Below are 17213 nucleotides of genomic sequence, written 5' to 3' on the forward strand. Positions count from 1 at the left end.
CATGCTTCCCACTCCCGCGCAAGTCCGCCAATACATCGCGGAAGGCCTGCCCTGTGAACACCTTGACGTGCAGGGCGACGGTTCGCACTTCGACGCGGTCATCGTCAGCGCCGCCTTCGAAGGCAAGCGCCTGATCCAGCGTCATCAACTGGTCTATGCCGCACTGGGCGACCGCATGAAGGCCGAGATCCACGCACTGTCGATGCGCACCCTGACCCCCGCCGAATACCAGAAAGCGGGCGAATGATGGACAAGATACGCATCACCGGCGGCGCGCGGCTGCACGGCGAGATCTCGATTTCCGGCGCCAAGAACTCGGCCCTGCCGATCCTGTGCGCCGGCCTGCTGACTTCCGACACGCTAGCCCTGTCCAACGTGCCGCGCCTGAACGACACGGGCACCATGCTGCGCCTGCTGTCCCGCATGGGCGTGCGCGCCGAACGCGGCAACGACGGCGTGGTCACGCTGCAGGCCGACAACGTCGACAACCTGGAAGCGCCGTACGACCTGGTCAAGACCATGCGCGCCTCCATCCTGGTGCTGGGCCCGCTGGTTGCGCGCTTCGGCGAGGCCCGCGTCAGCCTGCCCGGCGGCTGCACCATCGGCCAGCGCCCGGTCGACCAGCACATCAAGGGCCTGGCCGCGCTGGGCGCCGACATCAGCATCGAACACGGCTTCGTCGTGGCGCGCGCCAAGCGCCTGAAGGGCGCCTCCATCCGCACCGACATGGTCACGGTCACCGGCACGGAAAACCTGCTGATGGCCGCCGTGCTGGCTGAAGGCCAGACCGTGCTGGAAAACGCCGCGCGCGAACCTGAAGTCGTCGACCTTGCCGAACTGCTCATCAAGATGGGCGCGCGCATCCAGGGCCATAGCACCGACCGCATCGTGATCGACGGCGTGGACCGTCTGCACGGCGCCGAGCACCGCGTCATCTCCGACCGCATCGAAGCCGGCACCTTCCTGTGCGCCGTGGGCGCGGCCGGCGGGGACATCCTGCTCAAAAACGCCGACGCCGGCATCCTGGGCGCCACGCTGGACAAGCTGGCCCAGGCTGGCCTGACCATCGAAACCGGCCCCGACTGGATCCGCGGCGCCATGTCCGCGCGCCCCAAGGCCGTGGGCTTCCGCACGCATGAATATCCCGGCTTCGCCACCGACATGCAGGCCCAGCTGATGGCCCTGAACGCCGTGGCCGACGGCACCTCGGTCATCGTCGAGACCATCTTCGAAAACCGCTACATGCACGTGCAGGAACTGCGCCGCATGGGCGCCCAGATCGACATCGACGGCCACACCGCCGTCGTGCGCGGCGTGCCGCGCCTGTCGGGCGCCACCGTCATGGCCACCGATCTGCGCGCCTCGGCCAGCCTGGTCATCGCCGGCCTGGCGGCCGACGGCGACACCCTGGTCGACCGCATCTATCACCTGGATCGCGGCTACGACCAGATGGAAGTGAAACTGCGCGCCCTGGGCGCCGATATCCAACGAGTTACCCGCAAGGAACAGGCGTGAACAACACCCCGTCCCCCCTTTGACCCTGGCGCTGTCCAAGGGCCGCATCTTCGAAGAAACCATGCCGCTGCTGGCGGAAGCCGGCATCGAGGTTCCCGAGAACCCGGAAAGCTCGCGCAAGCTCATCCTGCCGACCAGCGATCCGGGCCTGCGCCTGATCATCGTGCGTGCGTCCGACGTGCCCACCTACGTGCAGTACGGCGCGGCCGACCTGGGCATCGCGGGCAAGGACGTGCTCATCGAGCACGCCAAGGAGCACCCCGGCGGCCTGTACCAGCCCATCGACCTGAACATCGCCAAGTGCCGCCTGGCCGTGGCCGTGCGCAACGGCTTTGACTACGACGCCGCCGTGCATCAGGGCGCACGCCTGCGCGTGGCCACCAAGTACGTGCACTCAGCCCGTGAACACTTCGCGTCCAAGGGTGTGTACGTCGACATCATCAAGCTGTATGGTTCGATGGAACTGGCGCCGCTTATCGGCCTGGCCGACTGCATCGTCGACCTGGTGTCCACCGGCGGCACGCTACGCGCCAACGACCTGGTCGCCGTGGAAGACGTCATGCCGATCTCGTCGCGCCTGATCGTCAACCAGGCCGCCCTGAAGACCCGCGGCGACCGCCTGCAGCCGCTGCTGGACGCCTTCGCAAGAGCCGCTTCCCGCAACGTCTGACTCCCGCCCGCCGCGCCCGTCGCGGCGGCCGTTACCCGCTTTGCTCCATGACGCCATGGCCCTGATCAATCGTCTCGACTCCCGCGATCCCGGATTCAAATCCGCCCTGTCCAAGCTGCTGGCCTTCGAAGCCGCCGAGGACGAATCCATCGACCGCGCCGCCGCCAGCATCCTGGCGGACGTGCGCGCCCGCGGCGACGCCGCGCTGGTGGAATATACGCAGCGCTTCGACCGCATGCCCGGCGCGACCGCCCATACGCTGGAGATCCCCAAGGCCGACTGGCATGCGGCCCTGGCCGCGCTGCCCGCCGCCCAGCGCAACGCGCTGGAAGCCGCCGCGGACCGCGTGCGCGCCTACCACGAACGCCAGCGCGCCGAGACCTGGACCTACACGGAAGCCGACGGCACCCTGCTGGGCCAGCAGGTGACCCCGCTGGATCGCGTGGGCCTATACGTGCCCGGCGGCAAGGCCGCCTATCCGTCGTCGGTGCTGATGAACGCCATCCCGGCCAAGGTCGCCGGCGTGCAGGAACTGGTGATGGTCACGCCCACCCCGGACGGCGCGCGCAATCCCATCGTGCTGGCCGCCGCCGCGATCAGCGGCGTGGACCGCGTGTTCGCCATCGGCGGCGCGCAGGCCGTGGGCGCGCTGGCCTACGGCACCGACACCGTGCCCGCCGTGGACAAGATCGTGGGCCCGGGCAACGCCTATGTGGCCGCGGCCAAGCGCCGCGTGTTCGGCGTGGTCGGCATCGACATGATCGCCGGCCCCAGCGAAATCCTGGTCATCTGCGACGGCAAGACGCCGGCCGACTGGATCGCCATGGACCTGTTCTCGCAGGCGGAGCACGACGAACTCGCCCAGTCCATCCTGCTGTGCCCCGACGCCGCCTTCATCGAGGAAGTCGAAGCGTCCATCGCCCGCCTCCTACCCACGATGCCGCGCGCCGACATCCTGCGCGTCAGCCTGGCCAACCGCGGCGCGCTGATCCTGGTCCAGAGCCTGGAAGAGGCCTGCCAGATCGCCAACGACATCGCCCCCGAACACCTCGAGATCTCCACGGAGCAGCCCGAGGTCTGGACCGCCCGGATCCGCCACGCCGGCGCCATCTTCATGGGCCGCTTCAGCTCGGAAGCCCTGGGCGACTACTGCGCGGGTCCCAACCACGTGCTGCCCACCTCGCGCACGGCCCGATTCTCGTCGCCGCTGGGCGTGTACGACTTCCAGAAGCGTTCCAGCCTGATCCAGGTCTCGCACGCAGGCGCCCAGACGCTGGGCCGCATCGCCGCCGAACTGGCGCTGGGCGAAGGCCTGCAGGCGCACGCGGCCAGCGCCCAGTACCGGATCGACAAGCCATGAACCTGCCGGGCCGCCCCAACGGCGAATACCGGAGTGCGCAGCGCGACGGCAGTCCGGCGAGCGCGGCCCCGGCGGCCGACGTCGCCGGCCGCATCGCCGGCACCGTCCGGCCCGACATCCTCGGACTGGCGGCTTATCCCGTCGCCCACGCCGAAGGCTGCATCAAGCTGGACGCGATGGAATGCCCGTATGAGCTGCCCGAGGCCGTGCGCGACGATATCGCGCGCGCCGTCCGCGACACCGCGCTGAACCGCTATCCGTCCGCCGATCTGTCCGGGCTGCAGGCCGCCGTCAAGACGGCCTTCGGCATCCCCGACGCGGCGGACGTGCTGTTCGGCAACGGGTCGGACGAGCTCATCCACATCATGGTGCAGGCCTGCTGCAACCCCGGCGACGTCGTCCTGTCGCCCTGGCCGTCGTTCGTGTACTTCGACATGGCCGCCCGCTTCGACCATGCCCGATTCGTCGGCGTGCCGCTCACGCCTGATCTGACCCTGGATTTGCCGGCCATGCTGGCGGCCATCCGGGAACACCAGCCCAAGGTGGTGTTCCTGGCCACGCCCAACAATCCCACCGGCGGCCTGTGGTCGCCCGAGGACGTCGACGCAATCGTGCGCGCGGCTCCGGGGCTGGTGGTGCTGGACGAGGCCTATCAGCCGTTTGCCGGTCATACCTGGATGCCGGGCGTGCTGGACGCCCCCAACGTGGTCGTCATGCGCACCGTGTCCAAGATCGGCCTGGCGGGCCTGCGGTTCGGCTACCTGGCCGGCCATCCCGCCTGGATCGCCGAGCTGAACAAGGTCCGCCCGCCCTACAACCTGAACGTGCTGACCCAGGCGACGCTGCTGGCCGTGTTGCGCCACAAGCCGGTGCTGGACGAGCAGGCCGCCCGGATGCGCGCCGACCGCGAACCGCTGGCTGCGGCGCTGGCCCAATTGCCGGGCGTCAGGGTATTCCCTTCCGCCGCAAACTTCATACTCGTGCGCTTTTCCGGCAAGCTCGACGGCAACGCCGTGCATCTTGCGTTGAAAACGCGCAAAATATTGATTCGCAACTTCTCCAATGCCCACCCGCTGCTGGCCGACTGCCTGCGCATCTCGGTGGGCGCCCCGGCCGAGAACGCCGCCTTGCTATCCGCCCTGCAAGAGATCTTGAGTGCTTAACATGCGTACCGCAGAAATCACCCGCAACACCAACGAAACCCGCATCCGCGTGGCCATCAACCTCGACGGCACCGGCAAGCAGACGATCGACACGGGCGTGCCTTTCCTGGACCACATGCTGGACCAGATCGCGCGCCACGGCCTGATCGACCTGGACATCAAGGCCGAGGGCGACCTGCATATCGACGCGCATCACACGGTGGAAGACGTGGGCATCACGCTGGGCATGGCGATCGCCAAGGCCGCCGGCACCAAGGCCGGCCTGCGCCGCTACGGCCACGCCTACGTGCCGCTGGACGAAGCGCTGTCGCGCGTGGTGGTGGACTTCTCCGGCCGCCCCGGCCTGGAATACCACATCCCCTTCACGCGCTCCCACATCGGCAGCTTCGACGTGGACCTGACCCGCGAATTCTTCCAGGGCCTGGTCAACCACGCGCTCATCACGATGCACATCGACAACCTGCGCGGCTTCAACTCGCACCACCAGGCGGAAACGGTCTTCAAGGCCTGTGGCCGTGCGCTGCGCATGGCCCTGGAAGTCGACCCCCGCATGGGCGACGTCGTGCCCTCCACCAAGGGCGTGCTGTAACCCCACACAACACCGCACCGCACCAGGCAGCCAGAAGTGACCACTATCGCCATCGTCGACTATGGAATGGGCAATTTCCATTCCGTCGCACGCGCCCTGAAATACGCCGCGCCAGACGCGGACATCCGCATCTGCAACCAGCCCCAGGAAATCGCCGCAGCCGACCGCGTCGTGTTTCCGGGCCAGGGCGCAATGGCGGACTGCATGCGCACCCTGAACGAATCCGGCCTGCGTGAAGCCGTCGTCCGCGCCGCCCGCGAAAAGCCCCTGCTGGGCGTCTGCGTGGGCGAACAGATGCTGTTCGACGCCAGCGAAGAAGGCGACACCGCCTGCCTGGGCCTGTTCCCGGGCGTCGTGCGCCGCTTTTCCGGCCCGCGCTTCGCGGACCTGATTCCCGCCGACAATGAAGCCTGCCTGGCCGACACGGGCGCGGCAGGCCTGGCCGACACCCGCCCCGAGCTGCTCAAAGTGCCGCACATGGGATGGAACAAAGTCCGCCATACGCGCTCTCACCCGATCTGGGACGGCATTCCGGACGACTCGCACTTCTATTTCGTCCATAGCTACTACGCCGATCCGGCTGATCCGGGCCTGACTGTTGGTGAAACCGATTATGGCGTCGCCTTTACCTGCGCGGTGGCGGCAGCTAACATTTTCGCGGTGCAGTTCCACCCTGAAAAGAGCGCCGAGCACGGTTTGCGCCTGTATCGCAATTTTGTAGACTGGCAGCCGTAGGCCTAGAGCCTGCAAGCGCCAGCCCGTTCAACCTTTCTATTTTTCTTGCTGCCAACCATGCTGCTGATCCCCGCCATCGATCTCAAAGACGGGCGCTGCGTACGCCTGCGCCAGGGTGACCTGGACGATGCAACGGTGTTCTCCGAAGACCCCGCCGCCATGGCCAACCGCTGGCTGGACCAGGGCGCCCGCCGCCTGCATCTGGTCGACCTGAACGGCGCCGTCGCCGGCAAACCGAAGAACGAAGCCCCCATCAAGGCGATCCTGGACGCCGTCGGCGACGACATCCCCGTCCAGATCGGCGGCGGCATTCGCGATCTCGACACCATCGAACGCTATCTCGACGCCGGCATCTCGTACGTCATCATCGGCACCGCCGCGGTCAAGAATCCGGGCTTCCTGCAGGACGCCTGCGGCGCCTTCCCGGGCCAGATCATCGTCGGCCTGGACGCGCGCGACGGCAAGATCGCCACCGACGGCTGGAGCAAGCTGACCCGCCACGACGTGCTCGACCTGGCCAAGAAGTTCGAAGACTACGGCTGCGAAGCCATCATCTACACCGACATCGGCCGCGACGGCATGCTGTCGGGCGTCAACGTCGAAGCCACGGTCCGCCTGGCCCAGCACGTGCGCATCCCCGTGTACGCATCGGGCGGCATCGCCGGCATCCAGGACATCGAAGCCCTGTGCGCCGTCGAAGAAGAGGGCGTCGAAGGCGCCATCCTGGGCCGCAGCATCTACGAAGGCACGCTCGACTTCCAGGCAGCGCAGGCGCGCGCCGACGAATTGGCAAAATGACCATCTCCAGCAGCACCCCCGGGGCCGGCGCGCCGTTGCAGAACGCGCTGACCCGCCGCATCATCCCCTGCCTTGACGTCACGGCCGGCCGCGTCGTCAAGGGCGTGAACTTCGTCAACCTGCTCGATGCCGGCGATCCCGTCGAAATCGCCCGCCGCTACAACGAGCAGGGCGCCGACGAGCTCACGTTCCTGGACATCACCGCCACCAGCGACGGCCGCGACCTGATCCTGCCCATCATCGAGCAGGTCGCGTCGCAGGTCTTCATTCCGCTGACCGTGGGCGGCGGCGTGCGCCAGGTGTCCGACATCCAGCGCCTGCTGAACGCCGGCGCCGACAAGATCAGCATCAACAGCGCCGCGGTCGCCAACCCCGAACTGGTCCGCGCCGCGTCCGACTACCACGGCTCGCAATGCGTCGTGGTGGCCATCGACGCGCGCCGGGTTTCGGCGCCCGGCGAACCCGCGCGCTGGGAAGTCTTCACCCATGGCGGCCGCAAGGCCACCGGGCTGGACGCCGTGGCCTGGGCGCGCCGCATGGCCGCCTATGGCGCCGGCGAAATCCTGCTCACCAGCATGGACCGCGACGGCACCAAGTCGGGCTTCGACCTGGAACTGACCCGCACGGTCTCCGACGCCGTGCCGGTGCCCGTCATCGCCTCCGGCGGCGTGGGCAACCTGCAACACCTGGCCGACGGCGTCACCACCGGCCGCGCCAGCGCCGTGCTGGCCGCCAGCATCTTCCACTTTGGCCAGCACACGGTCGGCGAATGCAAGCGCTTCATGGCCGAACAGGGCATCGCCGTACGATTGGACTGAACATGAGCAACGAACCCGCCTGGCTGGCCGACGTCGTCTTCGACGAAAACGGCCTGATCCCCGCCATCGCCCAAGACGCCGACAACGGCCAGATCATGATGGTGGCCTGGATGAACCGCGAATCCCTGTCCGAAACGGCCGCCACCGGCCGCGCCGTCTACTGGTCGCGCTCGCGCCAGCGCCTGTGGCGCAAGGGCGAGGAATCCGGCCACGTCCAGCAAGTGCATGAACTGCGCCTGGACTGCGACGGCGACGTGATCCTGCTGAAGGTCCACCAGGAAGGCGGCATCGCCTGCCACACCGGCCGCGCAAGCTGCTTCTACCGCCGCCTGGAAGGCCAGACCGACAAGGCCGCCTGGGTCACGGTGGACCCGGTGCTCAAAGACCCCGAGCTCATCTACAAATGACAGATCAAGCCCTGAGCGCGGCCGACGTCCTGGCCCGCATCGCAGACACCCTGGAAACCCGCCGTCCCGAAAACGGCGGCGATCCCAAGGCGTCCTATTCCGCCAAGCTGCTGGCCAAGGGACCCGACTCGTTCCTGAAGAAGATCGGGGAAGAGGCCACGGAACTGGTCATGGCCGCCAAGGACGGCGCGCCGGACCGCATCGTCAGCGAAACCGCCGACCTGTGGTTTCACTGCATGGTCGCGCTGACGCATTTCAACCTGCGGCCCGAAGACGTGCTGGCCGAGCTGGCCCGCCGCGAGGGCCTGTCGGGCCTGGCGGAAAAGGCAAGCCGCCCGCAAGACTGACCACGGAACCCGAACCAATGAGCGACAACTGCCTGTTTTGCAAGATCGCCGCCGGCGACATCCCGTCCAAGAAGGTCTACGAAGACCAGGACTTTGTTGCATTTCACGATATCAATCCGGCCGCGCCGGTGCATTTGCTGCTGATTCCTCGACGTCATGTCACATCCATGCAGGATATTACGGGTGAGGACGCAGATTGGTTGGGTAGAATGATGTCGTTGGCGCCGCGGCTTGCCGCCGAGAACGGATGCCGTCCGGGCCCTGATGGCGGATTTCGCATCATGATCAATTCTGGCGTCGAAGGCGGCCAGGAAGTCCCGCATTTGCATTTCCACATCATCGGCGGCTCGCGACCCTGGAAAGGGCGCGTGGCCCCCACTGCGTAATTCGGAGAAACATCATGGGTAGTTTCAGCATTTGGCATTGGTTGGTTGTTCTGGTCATCGTCGCGCTGATTTTCGGCACCAAGAAGCTGCGCAATATCGGCTCGGACCTCGGTGGCGCAGTCAAGGGCTTCAAGGAAGGCATGAAAGACGCCAACGGCGAAAAGCCCGCTGAACCGATCGCGCAGCAGCGCGTCGGCGGCGACACCATCGACGTGCAGGCCAAGGAAAAGTCCAACTCCTGAGCGCCAGCCAGCCTCCCTCCGGGCCAGCCCTGAACGGGCCGGCCCTTATTGCTTCAATTCCCGAGCGGCCGTCGAATGTTTGATGTCAGCCTCACTGAACTGATGGTGATCGGCGTCGTCGCCCTGATCGTCATCGGCCCCGAACGCCTCCCCAAGGTGGCCCGCACCGTCGGCCATCTGCTCGGACGCGCGCAGCGTTACGTCAATGACGTCAAGTCCGATATCCAGCGCGAAATCGAACTCGACGAACTGCGCAAGTTCAAGACCGAAATGGAAGACGCCGCCCAAGGCGTGCAACAGTCGTTGAACGAAACGCAGGCCTCGCTGCAGGAACCCGTGCAGCAATTCCGCGCGGAACTCGACGAAGTCGCGCGCGAAGCCAGCGGCAAGGCCGCGCCGGCCGCCACGCCGGAAACGCCGGCCGAACCCGCGCGCACCATCGCCCCGCCGGGCCAGAACCAGAATCTGGATCTGGACCTGCCCGCCGCAGAGCCCGCGCCCGTTCCGGCCGCCCCCCAACAACCCGCCCCGGCGCCCAGCGCGCCCAAGGCTGACGACGCCGCGCCCGCCGCCAAGCCCGTCTTGCCCTCCGGAACACCGTCGTGACCCAGGACGCATCCCAAGAAGAAGGCCAGCAGGAGACTTTCATCTCCCATCTGGTCGAGCTGCGCACCCGCCTGCTGCGCGCCGTCGGCGCCGTGGTGGCCGTGTTCGTCGTGCTGTTCATCTATCCCGGCGCCTCGGCCATCTATGACGTGCTGGCCGCGCCCATGCTGGCCTCGCTGCCTGAAGGCACGCGCATGATCGCCACGGGCGTCATCACGCCGTTCATGGTGCCAGTCAAGGTCACCATGATGGCGGCGTTCATCCTGGCCCTGCCCGTCGTGCTGTACCAGGCCTGGGCCTTCGTGGCGCCCGGTCTGTACCGCCACGAAAAGCGCCTGGCGCTGCCGCTGATCATCTCCAGCACCTTCCTGTTCATCGCGGGCATGGCGTTTTGCTATTTCGTGGTGTTCCGCACGGTGTTCCATTTCATCGCCACCTTCGCGCCGCAGTCCATCACGCCGGCGCCCGATATCGAGGCCTACCTGAGCTTCGTCATGACGATGTTCCTGGCATTCGGCATCACGTTCGAAGTGCCCGTGGCCGTCGTGCTGCTGGTGAAGATGGGCGTGGTCGAACTGTCCAAGCTCAAGGCCGCGCGCGGCTACGTGGTGGTCGGCGCCTTCATCATCGCCGCCGTGGTCACGCCGCCCGACGTGGTCAGCCAGTTCATGCTGGCGGTGCCGCTGTGCCTGCTTTACGAGGTCGGACTGATCTGCGCCCGCATGGTCACGCCCAAAGAGGGCGCCACGGACGACGAGGGTTCCGGTTCGCTGACGGAACGCCAATAAGTCCAACGCGGGGCGGCCGCCAGGCTGCCCCTCCCGGAACGCCTTGCGCCGGGCAAATTAAGACCGATTCACGCTTGTTCGACCATGGCTGCAACCCTACATTGCAGTCATGTCGCTCTCTCAAAGACTGCGCACCCTGATGCGGTGGCGCGGCATCCGTAGCCAGAACCAGCTCGCGCGCATCTCCGGCGTGCCGCAGTCCTGCATCCACCGCATTCTTACCCGCCGCGAAGACCGCTATTCGCCCTCGCGCGGCACCCTGATACGCCTGGCGCAGGCGCTGGACACCACGGTGCCATGGCTGACCGACGGAGTTGCGCCCACGCCCGATCCCGCCACGGGCCGTACAACCCCGGCCGCGCATGCCGCGGGCCGGAATATCGACGGCTACTGCGCCGAAATCTGCGCGCAACTGAGCCAGCAGCCGGACAGCACCAAAAAGCTGGTGCTTGCGCTGGTACGTCAGATCGCCCAACGTCCGGAAAGCCGCTCGCGGAACGCCCCCACGCAGCGCTAAACGGGCCTAGCGCGGCTTGCCCGGCCGTGTGCCCACCATGACGGCCAGTTCCACGGGCTTGCCGGCGCGCAGAATGCCCAACGTGGCGCGCTGCCCCGGGGGCAGCTGCGCGATCTCGGCCAGCAGGCCGATGGTGTCCGCCACGCGCTTGCCGTTCACCGACTGCACGATGTCGCCCACGCGCAGGCCGCCCCGCGCCCCCGGGCCGTCGCGCATGACGCCGGCGATGATCACGCCCGTGGCGCTGCGGTCCAGGTTGAAGGCCCGCGCCAGTTCGGGCGTCATGTCCTGCGGCTCCACGCCCAGCCATCCGCGCTTGACGGTGCCGGTCTTCACGATTTCGTCCATCACCTTGCGCGCGATCTCGATGGGCGTCGCGAAGCCGATGCCCATCGACCCGCCCGATTCGGAATAGATGGCGGTGTTGATGCCCACCAGGTTGCCGTAGGCATCAATCAGCGCGCCGCCTGAATTGCCGGGATTGATCGCCGCGTCCGTCTGGATGAAGCTTTCGTAGGTGTTCAGGCCCAGGCCGTTGCGGCCCAGCGCGGACACGATGCCCTGCGTGGTGGTCTGGCCGACCCCGAACGGATTGCCGATCGCCAGCACGACGTCGCCGACGCGCAGGCCACGGTCGGGCGCCAGCGTCGCGGCCGGCAGGGACCGCAGCGTCGCCAGCTTGAGCACCGCCAGGTCGGTGTCCGGGTCCGCGCCCACCACCTTGGCGACGTCGCGGCGGCCGTCCTTCAGCGCAACCTCGATCGCATCGGCGGCCTGCACCACGTGATAATTGGTCAGCACGTAGCCATCCTGATTCACGATCACCCCGGACCCCAGGCTGGTCGACGCTTCCCGCCGGCTCACTCCCGGCATCTGGCCGAAGAACTCGCGCAGCACCGGATCGTCGGGCAGGGGAATCAGGGGCACGTTAACGTGCTTGGTGGTGAACACGTTGACGACCGACGGCGCCGCGCGCGCCACGCCGTCCGCATACGACACCGCCCCGACGTCCCGCCCCGCGGGCGGGCGCCCGTTAGCGGCCTGCTGGGACGTCGCCGGCCCGCCCAGGCGCAGCAGGTCGGGCCGCAAAGTCGTCACCACGAATAGAATAGCCAGGCAGACCGTGACGGCCTGAGCAAATATCAGCCAATATCGGCGCATGTTTCTGATAGGACTAGCAATGAGTAAAGTGGACTCCCGCGTCCTGGCCAATTGGCTGGACGACACCCTGCAGGCAGCCCGTTTCAAGGACTACTGTCCGAACGGGATGCAGGTGGAAGGCCGATCCGAAATCGGACACATTATCGCCGGTGTCACGGCCAGCGAGGCATTGCTGCGCACGGCGGTCGAACGCGGCGCGGATGCGGTGCTGGTGCACCACGGCTGGATGTGGCGCAACGAAGATCGCCGGGTCATCGGCACGCGCCGCACACGCATGGCCCTGGCCCTGAAAAACGACCTGAACCTGTACGCCTACCACCTGCCGCTGGACGCGCATCCCACGCTGGGCAACAACGCCCAGCTGGCGCGGGTGCTGGGCCTGGCGCCCGCGCGCCGTGAAGACGGCGTTCCGTTGACCTGCGGGCAGGACGGCCTGGTCTGGCTGGGCGAGGCCACCGGCCTGCGCACGCTGGGCGAGCTGGGCGCCCAGGTGGCCCAGCGCCTGGGACGCCAGCCGCTCGTCGTGGGCGACCCGGACCAGCCGCTGGCGCAAATCGCCTGGTGCACGGGCGGGGCGCAGGGCATGATGGCCGACGCGGTGGATGCGGGCGCCACGGCGTACATCACGGGCGAAGTCTCCGAATCCACGGTCCACCTGGCGCGCGAAACCGGCGTGGGCTTTATCGCCGCCGGTCACCACGCCACCGAGCGCTATGGCGTGCAGGCATTGGGACAGGCGGTCGCGGAGCGCTTCGGCATCAAGGTCGAATTCGTCGACATCGACAACCCGGCCTGACAGGCCCCACGCATCGCCTCATCCGCCCCCGCAAGGGGGCGTTTTCATTTCAAGGCGCCACCGGCCGCCAGGGCCCGTTGCGGTCCCGATAGACCGGACTGGGCTACGGGAAAACCAGAGGGCGCGATCAAAGCAACGCCTGTGCGTCGCATCTGGTCAATCGCGGTTCTCTCCCTATCAATTCCGGGCGCAATCCGCCGCCCTAGCATTCCATGCAGCCGCCCGCCGCCGGGTCTGTCCCAGCTGGGCATCCTCCATGCGGAGCCATTGAATGCTGACACTCTACGACCACCCACGCTCCGGCAACTGCTACAAGGTTCGCCTCTTTCTTGCGCTCATCGGCAAAGACTACCAACGCACTTTCGTCGACGTGCTGGCACGAAAGAACCAGACCGCCGAGTTCGAACGCGTCAGCGCCTTCCAGCAGATCCCCGCGCTGACCGACGGCGACACCGCCATCTGGGACAGCCACGCCATCCTTCTGCACCTGGCGCACCACTACGCCCCCGAATGGCTGGCGCCGCTGCCCCGCCTGGGCGCCATGCACGCCTGGATATCGGTGTCGGCCAACGAAATCGCCAACAGCCTGCAACCGCTGCGGCTGACGCGCGTCGTGAGCCACGCCGAAGCGGCCCATCACCTGGGCGTAAGCGACGCGCTGCTCGACGTGCCCGGCATGCAGGCCCGCACCGAACGCGTGCTGGACCGCATGGAAAAGCACCTCGCGAACACCCCCTGGCTGGCTGGCGGCGACGCGCCGACCGTGGCCGATATTGCCTGCTACGGCTATGCGGCGCTGGCGGAAGAAGCCGGCATCGGCATCGCCGCCTATCCCGCCATCGCGGCATGGCGCGAGCGGATTCGGCAGTTGCCCGGCTACGTTCCGCCGGACGCCTGAGCCCCGCACGCGACGACAACAACCATTACTACAAGACAAGAGGGAATCACATGGACGCCATCCAGGCCGCGCAGCCTATTGCCCAATCACGCCAGAAACCGAACCTGTTCCGGGTCGCCACCGCGACCGTCATCGGCACCGCCGTGGAAGCCTTCGACTTCCTCGCCTACGGAACCGCCGCGGCACTGGTGTTCAACAAAATTTTCTTCCCCCAATTCGATCCGGCGACCGGCACGCTGGCCGCGTTCGGCGCCTTCGCCAGCGGCATGCTGGCGCGGCCGATCGGCGGCATCCTGTTCGGCCACTTCGGCGACCGCATCGGCCGCAAGTCCATGCTGACGCTGAGCCTGCTGCTGATGGGCATATGCACCGTGCTCATCGGCCTGCTGCCGACCTATGAACAGATCGGCATTTCGGCGGCCGTGCTGCTGGTCGTGCTGCGCATCGGCCAGGGGCTGTCGTTCGGCGGTGAAATGGGCGGCGCGATGTTGATGGCCGTCGAACATGCGCCGCCCAAATGGAAGGCGTTCTTCGGCAGCCTGCCGCTGGTAGGGGCCCCCCTGGGCATCCTGCTGTCGGTAGGCTCCTTCGCGCTGGTGACACGGTTGCCGGAAGAGGACTTCCTGTCCTGGGGTTGGCGCCTGCCGTTTCTCGCCAGCGCCGTGCTCATTGTCGTCGGCCTGTTCATCCGCCACGGCATCGACGAATCGCCGGAGTTTGAAGAGGTCAAGCGCGAGAAGGCGCGGGCCAAGCAGCCGCTGCAGGACAAAATGCCGCTGAGCGAACTGCTGCGCGCGCATGGCAAATCGCTGCTGCTGTGCATAGGCTGCAAGATCGCCGAAGTCACCCTGATCTATACCTTCCTGGTGTTCTCGGTGTCCTATGCCGTGTCCAAGCTGGGATTCAGCCGCGCCGACGCGCTGCATGCCTTGCTCTATGGCGCCGGCGTGCTGATGTTCACCATTCCGCTGTTCGGCGTGCTGGCCGACCGCATCGGCGCGCGCCGCGTCTGCGGCTGGGGAGGAATGTTCCTGGGTCTCATGGCCATCCCCATTTTTCTCGCGGTGGGCAGCGGGTCGCTGGTGGCATACAGCCTCGCCGTCTTCATCGCCATGGCCTTCAACTACGCCATCATGATCGCGCCGCAATCCAGTCTTTACAGCGCCCAGTTCCCCGCCGACCTGCGCTATTCCGGACTGTCCATCGGCGTCCAGTTCTCGGCGGCCATCGGCGGCGGCCTGGCGCCGCTGATCTCGGCCACGCTGGTCCAGAAGTTCGACAGCATTGTTCCGGTCGGCGTCTACCTGGCGTTCCTGGGCATCGTGGCGGGCGCCTCGGCGTTTCTCATGAAGCCCACGCCGCAAGACCTGCGCCGCGGTTAACGCGCCGGAAGCAGCGGCGCGCCAAGCTAGGCGCCGCCGCTTCCGGCCGTCCTGCGGTATACGGCGGGGGACATGCCGAAACGCTCATGGAAGCGGCGGATGAAGTGGCTCGCGTGCTGGAAGCCGCAGGACGCGGCGATTTCCTTGATCTCCACCTGCGAGCGCAGGGGATCCTCCAGCGCTTCCCTGGCCAATTGCAGGCGGCGTTCGCGCACATAGCCGGTGTATTGCAGCGACCGCATCTTGAACAGGCGATGCACCCATCGCGTGGTTACGCGCAGCACGTCCGCCACCGCCTGCACCGAGAGCTCCGGATCGGTGATGTGGGCATCAATGTAGCTGGCAAGCACCTGCCAATTGTCGGCGGGCGCCCGCGCATCGCCTGGTATCTTTTCCAGCGCCTGGCTGGTGTAGATCGACGCCAGCAGCGCCAGCAGCGCCTGCTCGGCGAAAAGCGACGACGTAGGGTTGGATTCCGCCTTGTCGAAGAACACGTGATGCAGGCAGCGATGGGCGGTCTGCACCATGGCCAGGCCGGCCACGCCGCGCTGCGCGGTGAATTGGGACATCGCCAGGCTGTGCGCGCCCAACAGGCGCGCCAACGGCCCCTTGACCACCACGATGCGCGAATTGGTGTACATCCGGATCTCGGACGGCAACGCCGTCGTGCGGAAGATGATGTCGCCGGGTTCCAGCGGCAGCGTGGCATCGTTCTGGACGATGACGCCGTGCCCCGCGATCACGAAGCTTGCCAGGAATTCCGCGTGGTCCAGATCCGCCGCGTGCTCGGCGCGATGATGCACGCTGATCGGCGTGGACTCCAGGCTCACCACCAATCCGCCCGCGCGCAGGCGACAGGCCTGCAATTGCACTCTGGGCTGCTCGGTCAGGGCCGTGAATTCCCCCGGCAGGACCAGCTTGTCCAGTTCGCGCTCGTAGCCGGCGATCTCCTGCGCGTAGAAAGGGCGGAACTGCGGCGCGAAGTTGAGGTCCGCCTCGGTACAGGCGGGCCGGGCGGAATGAGAGGCGGGGAGGCTGGCGCGTGGCATGCTGGGAACACTCTGTCGGGCCGGCCGGCAATGGCCGAAAAGCGCCCGTCGTCCTGTCGCACTGGATCAACCCGCATTCGTGATTGGTCAATCGCCGGCGGCGGAGGCGGGCGTGTAATGGAGCCATTATCCCCAAGGAGCCCCCATGCTGGAAAAAAAAGCCCACGCCGACGCCTTCTTTGCGCGCTCCGCGAACAAGCTCGACTTCGGAAACTGGGGCGAGAAGGAAAAGGTCGCCCTGAGCTGCCGCATTCTCGCCAGTGAAGGCCACTCGGAAACCCTGGCGGGCCAGATCACCGTGCGCAAGGAAGACGGCTCGTTCCTGACAACGCCCATGGCCCAGGCCTTCGACGAAATCATCCCGGCCTCGGTCATCCGCATCAATGAGGACATGGAGGTGCTCGACGGCCCCGGCACGCCCAACCCGGCCGTGCGCTTCCATTTCTGGGTCTATCGCCAGCGCCCCGACGTGCAGTGCATCATCCACACGCACCCGCCCCATGTCTCGACGCTGTCCATGACGGGCCAGCCGCTGGTCGTCGCGCACATGGATGCGACGCCATTCCACAACGATTGCGCCCACTTGAAGGAATGGCCCGGCCTGCCCATCGCCGACCAGGAGGGCGAGATCATTTCGGCGGCGTTGGGGGACAAACGTTGCATCCTGCTGGCCAATCATGGCTTTCTGGCCGCCGGCTCCTGCATCGAGGAAGCGCTGTACCTGTCCGTGCTGATCGAACGCGCGGCCCGCAACCAGCTGCAGGCCGCCGCCGCGTATGGCGAGGTGAAACCGGTCAATGATGCGCTGGCCGCCGAATCGCACGATTTCCTGCTGAAGCCCAGCATCGTGCGCGCGAGCTTCGCCATGTTCGCGCGCCGCATCGAACGGCAAATGGCTGCGGAATAAGACTGGCGGGGAAGGAGCGGACAGCGGGCGGTTCGGCGGGGGCCGGCCTGCGCCGGCGGGAACGTCCGCTCGCCGCGGC

The 17213-nt window shown here is 67.0% G+C and carries 22 protein-coding genes; 20 read left to right on the top strand and 2 right to left on the bottom strand.

Going from position 1 to position 17213, the window contains the following annotated elements; genetic code table 11:
* The first annotated feature begins 1 nt into the window (after window position 1).
* The 16 genes from KYC_RS07190 (at window position 2) to KYC_RS07265 (ending at window position 10941) form a co-directional block, all read left to right on the top strand.
* Entirely contained in the window at window positions 2-247 is a 246-nt protein-coding gene (locus tag KYC_RS07190) for a BolA family protein (protein WP_008160436.1), read from the top strand.
* Entirely contained in the window at window positions 247-1515 is a 1269-nt protein-coding gene (gene murA / locus KYC_RS07195) for a UDP-N-acetylglucosamine 1-carboxyvinyltransferase (protein WP_008160437.1), read from the top strand. The genes KYC_RS07190 and murA overlap by 1 nt, the downstream gene beginning before the upstream one ends.
* A 19-nt stretch (window positions 1516-1534) precedes the next feature.
* Window positions 1535-2185, top strand: a complete 651-nt coding sequence (hisG, locus tag KYC_RS07200) for an ATP phosphoribosyltransferase (protein ID WP_008160439.1) — start codon at window positions 1535-1537, stop codon at window positions 2183-2185.
* A gap of 55 nt (window positions 2186-2240) precedes the next feature.
* Entirely contained in the window at window positions 2241-3545 is a 1305-nt protein-coding gene (gene hisD, locus KYC_RS07205; protein ID WP_008160441.1) for a histidinol dehydrogenase, read from the top strand.
* Window positions 3542-4708 carry a histidinol-phosphate transaminase gene (gene hisC / locus KYC_RS07210; RefSeq protein ID WP_008160443.1) on the top strand — a complete coding sequence of 389 codons (1167 nt, stop codon included), beginning with the start codon at window positions 3542-3544 and terminating at the stop codon, window positions 4706-4708. Before hisD ends, hisC begins: the two co-directional genes overlap by 4 nt.
* A 1-nt stretch (window position 4709) precedes the next feature.
* On the top strand, window positions 4710-5297 hold the full coding sequence (hisB, locus tag KYC_RS07215) for an imidazoleglycerol-phosphate dehydratase HisB (protein ID WP_008160445.1): 588 nt from the start codon (window positions 4710-4712) through the stop codon (window positions 5295-5297).
* A gap of 36 nt (window positions 5298-5333) precedes the next feature.
* Window positions 5334-6032: an imidazole glycerol phosphate synthase subunit HisH gene (locus tag KYC_RS07220; protein ID WP_008160448.1), complete on the top strand. Its 699-nt coding sequence runs from the start codon at window positions 5334-5336 to the stop codon at window positions 6030-6032.
* A gap of 57 nt (window positions 6033-6089) precedes the next feature.
* Window positions 6090-6830, top strand: coding sequence for a 1-(5-phosphoribosyl)-5-[(5-phosphoribosylamino)methylideneamino]imidazole-4-carboxamide isomerase (gene hisA / locus KYC_RS07225; protein WP_008160451.1), 741 nt, complete (start codon window positions 6090-6092; stop codon window positions 6828-6830).
* The gene (hisF, locus tag KYC_RS07230; protein WP_008160453.1) at window positions 6827-7648 is read left to right on the top strand and encodes an imidazole glycerol phosphate synthase subunit HisF; all 822 of its coding nucleotides are present in this window, start codon (window positions 6827-6829) and stop codon (window positions 7646-7648) included. The genes hisA and hisF overlap by 4 nt, the downstream gene beginning before the upstream one ends.
* A 2-nt stretch (window positions 7649-7650) precedes the next feature.
* Window positions 7651-8055, top strand: a complete 405-nt coding sequence (gene hisI, locus KYC_RS07235) for a phosphoribosyl-AMP cyclohydrolase (protein WP_008160455.1) — start codon at window positions 7651-7653, stop codon at window positions 8053-8055.
* The gene (locus KYC_RS07240) at window positions 8052-8402 is read left to right on the top strand and encodes a phosphoribosyl-ATP diphosphatase (RefSeq protein ID WP_008160458.1); all 351 of its coding nucleotides are present in this window, start codon (window positions 8052-8054) and stop codon (window positions 8400-8402) included. The genes hisI and KYC_RS07240 overlap by 4 nt, the downstream gene beginning before the upstream one ends.
* 17 nt (window positions 8403-8419) lie before the next feature.
* Complete coding sequence (locus KYC_RS07245) at window positions 8420-8788, top strand: histidine triad nucleotide-binding protein (protein ID WP_008160460.1); 369 nt, start codon at window positions 8420-8422, stop codon at window positions 8786-8788.
* Between the two features lie 14 nt (window positions 8789-8802).
* Window positions 8803-9030, top strand: coding sequence for a Sec-independent protein translocase subunit TatA (gene tatA / locus KYC_RS07250; RefSeq protein WP_008160462.1), 228 nt, complete (start codon window positions 8803-8805; stop codon window positions 9028-9030).
* Between the two features lie 75 nt (window positions 9031-9105).
* Complete coding sequence (gene tatB, locus KYC_RS07255) at window positions 9106-9636, top strand: Sec-independent protein translocase protein TatB (RefSeq protein ID WP_008160464.1); 531 nt, start codon at window positions 9106-9108, stop codon at window positions 9634-9636.
* Window positions 9633-10424, top strand: coding sequence for a twin-arginine translocase subunit TatC (tatC, locus tag KYC_RS07260; protein WP_008160467.1), 792 nt, complete (start codon window positions 9633-9635; stop codon window positions 10422-10424). The genes tatB and tatC overlap by 4 nt, the downstream gene beginning before the upstream one ends.
* Window positions 10425-10533: 109 nt before the next feature.
* The gene (locus KYC_RS07265) at window positions 10534-10941 is read left to right on the top strand and encodes a helix-turn-helix domain-containing protein (RefSeq protein WP_043517814.1); all 408 of its coding nucleotides are present in this window, start codon (window positions 10534-10536) and stop codon (window positions 10939-10941) included.
* A 6-nt stretch (window positions 10942-10947) separates the two neighbouring features.
* Here the strand turns inward: KYC_RS07265 and KYC_RS07270 are convergent, their stop codons facing one another.
* Entirely contained in the window at window positions 10948-12102 is a 1155-nt protein-coding gene (locus KYC_RS07270) for a trypsin-like peptidase domain-containing protein (RefSeq protein WP_008160471.1), read from the bottom strand.
* A 19-nt stretch (window positions 12103-12121) separates the two neighbouring features.
* Between KYC_RS07270 and KYC_RS07275 the strand changes: the two genes are divergently transcribed.
* The 3 genes from KYC_RS07275 (at window position 12122) to KYC_RS07285 (ending at window position 15178) form a co-directional block, all read left to right on the top strand.
* Window positions 12122-12898, top strand: coding sequence for a Nif3-like dinuclear metal center hexameric protein (locus KYC_RS07275; protein WP_008160473.1), 777 nt, complete (start codon window positions 12122-12124; stop codon window positions 12896-12898).
* Between the two features lie 271 nt (window positions 12899-13169).
* On the top strand, window positions 13170-13796 hold the full coding sequence (locus KYC_RS07280) for a glutathione S-transferase family protein (RefSeq protein ID WP_008160475.1): 627 nt from the start codon (window positions 13170-13172) through the stop codon (window positions 13794-13796).
* A gap of 50 nt (window positions 13797-13846) precedes the next feature.
* On the top strand, window positions 13847-15178 hold the full coding sequence (locus tag KYC_RS07285; protein ID WP_008160477.1) for an MFS transporter: 1332 nt from the start codon (window positions 13847-13849) through the stop codon (window positions 15176-15178).
* Window positions 15179-15204: 26 nt separating this feature from the next.
* Here KYC_RS07285 and KYC_RS07290 read toward each other — a convergent pair whose 3' ends face one another.
* Window positions 15205-16227, bottom strand: coding sequence for an AraC family transcriptional regulator (locus KYC_RS07290; RefSeq protein ID WP_008160480.1), 1023 nt, complete (start codon window positions 16225-16227; stop codon window positions 15205-15207).
* Between the two features lie 145 nt (window positions 16228-16372).
* Here KYC_RS07290 and KYC_RS07295 point away from each other — a divergent pair, with 145 nt between their 5' ends.
* Window positions 16373-17134 (top strand): aldolase, encoded by a 762-nt coding sequence (locus tag KYC_RS07295; RefSeq protein ID WP_008160482.1) that lies wholly within the window; start codon window positions 16373-16375, stop codon window positions 17132-17134.
* Window positions 17135-17213 lie beyond the last annotated feature (79 nt).

The sequence above is a fragment of the Achromobacter arsenitoxydans SY8 genome (genome assembly GCF_000236785.1).
In the GTDB taxonomy this organism is placed as follows: domain Bacteria; phylum Pseudomonadota; class Gammaproteobacteria; order Burkholderiales; family Burkholderiaceae_B; genus Achromobacter; species Achromobacter arsenitoxydans.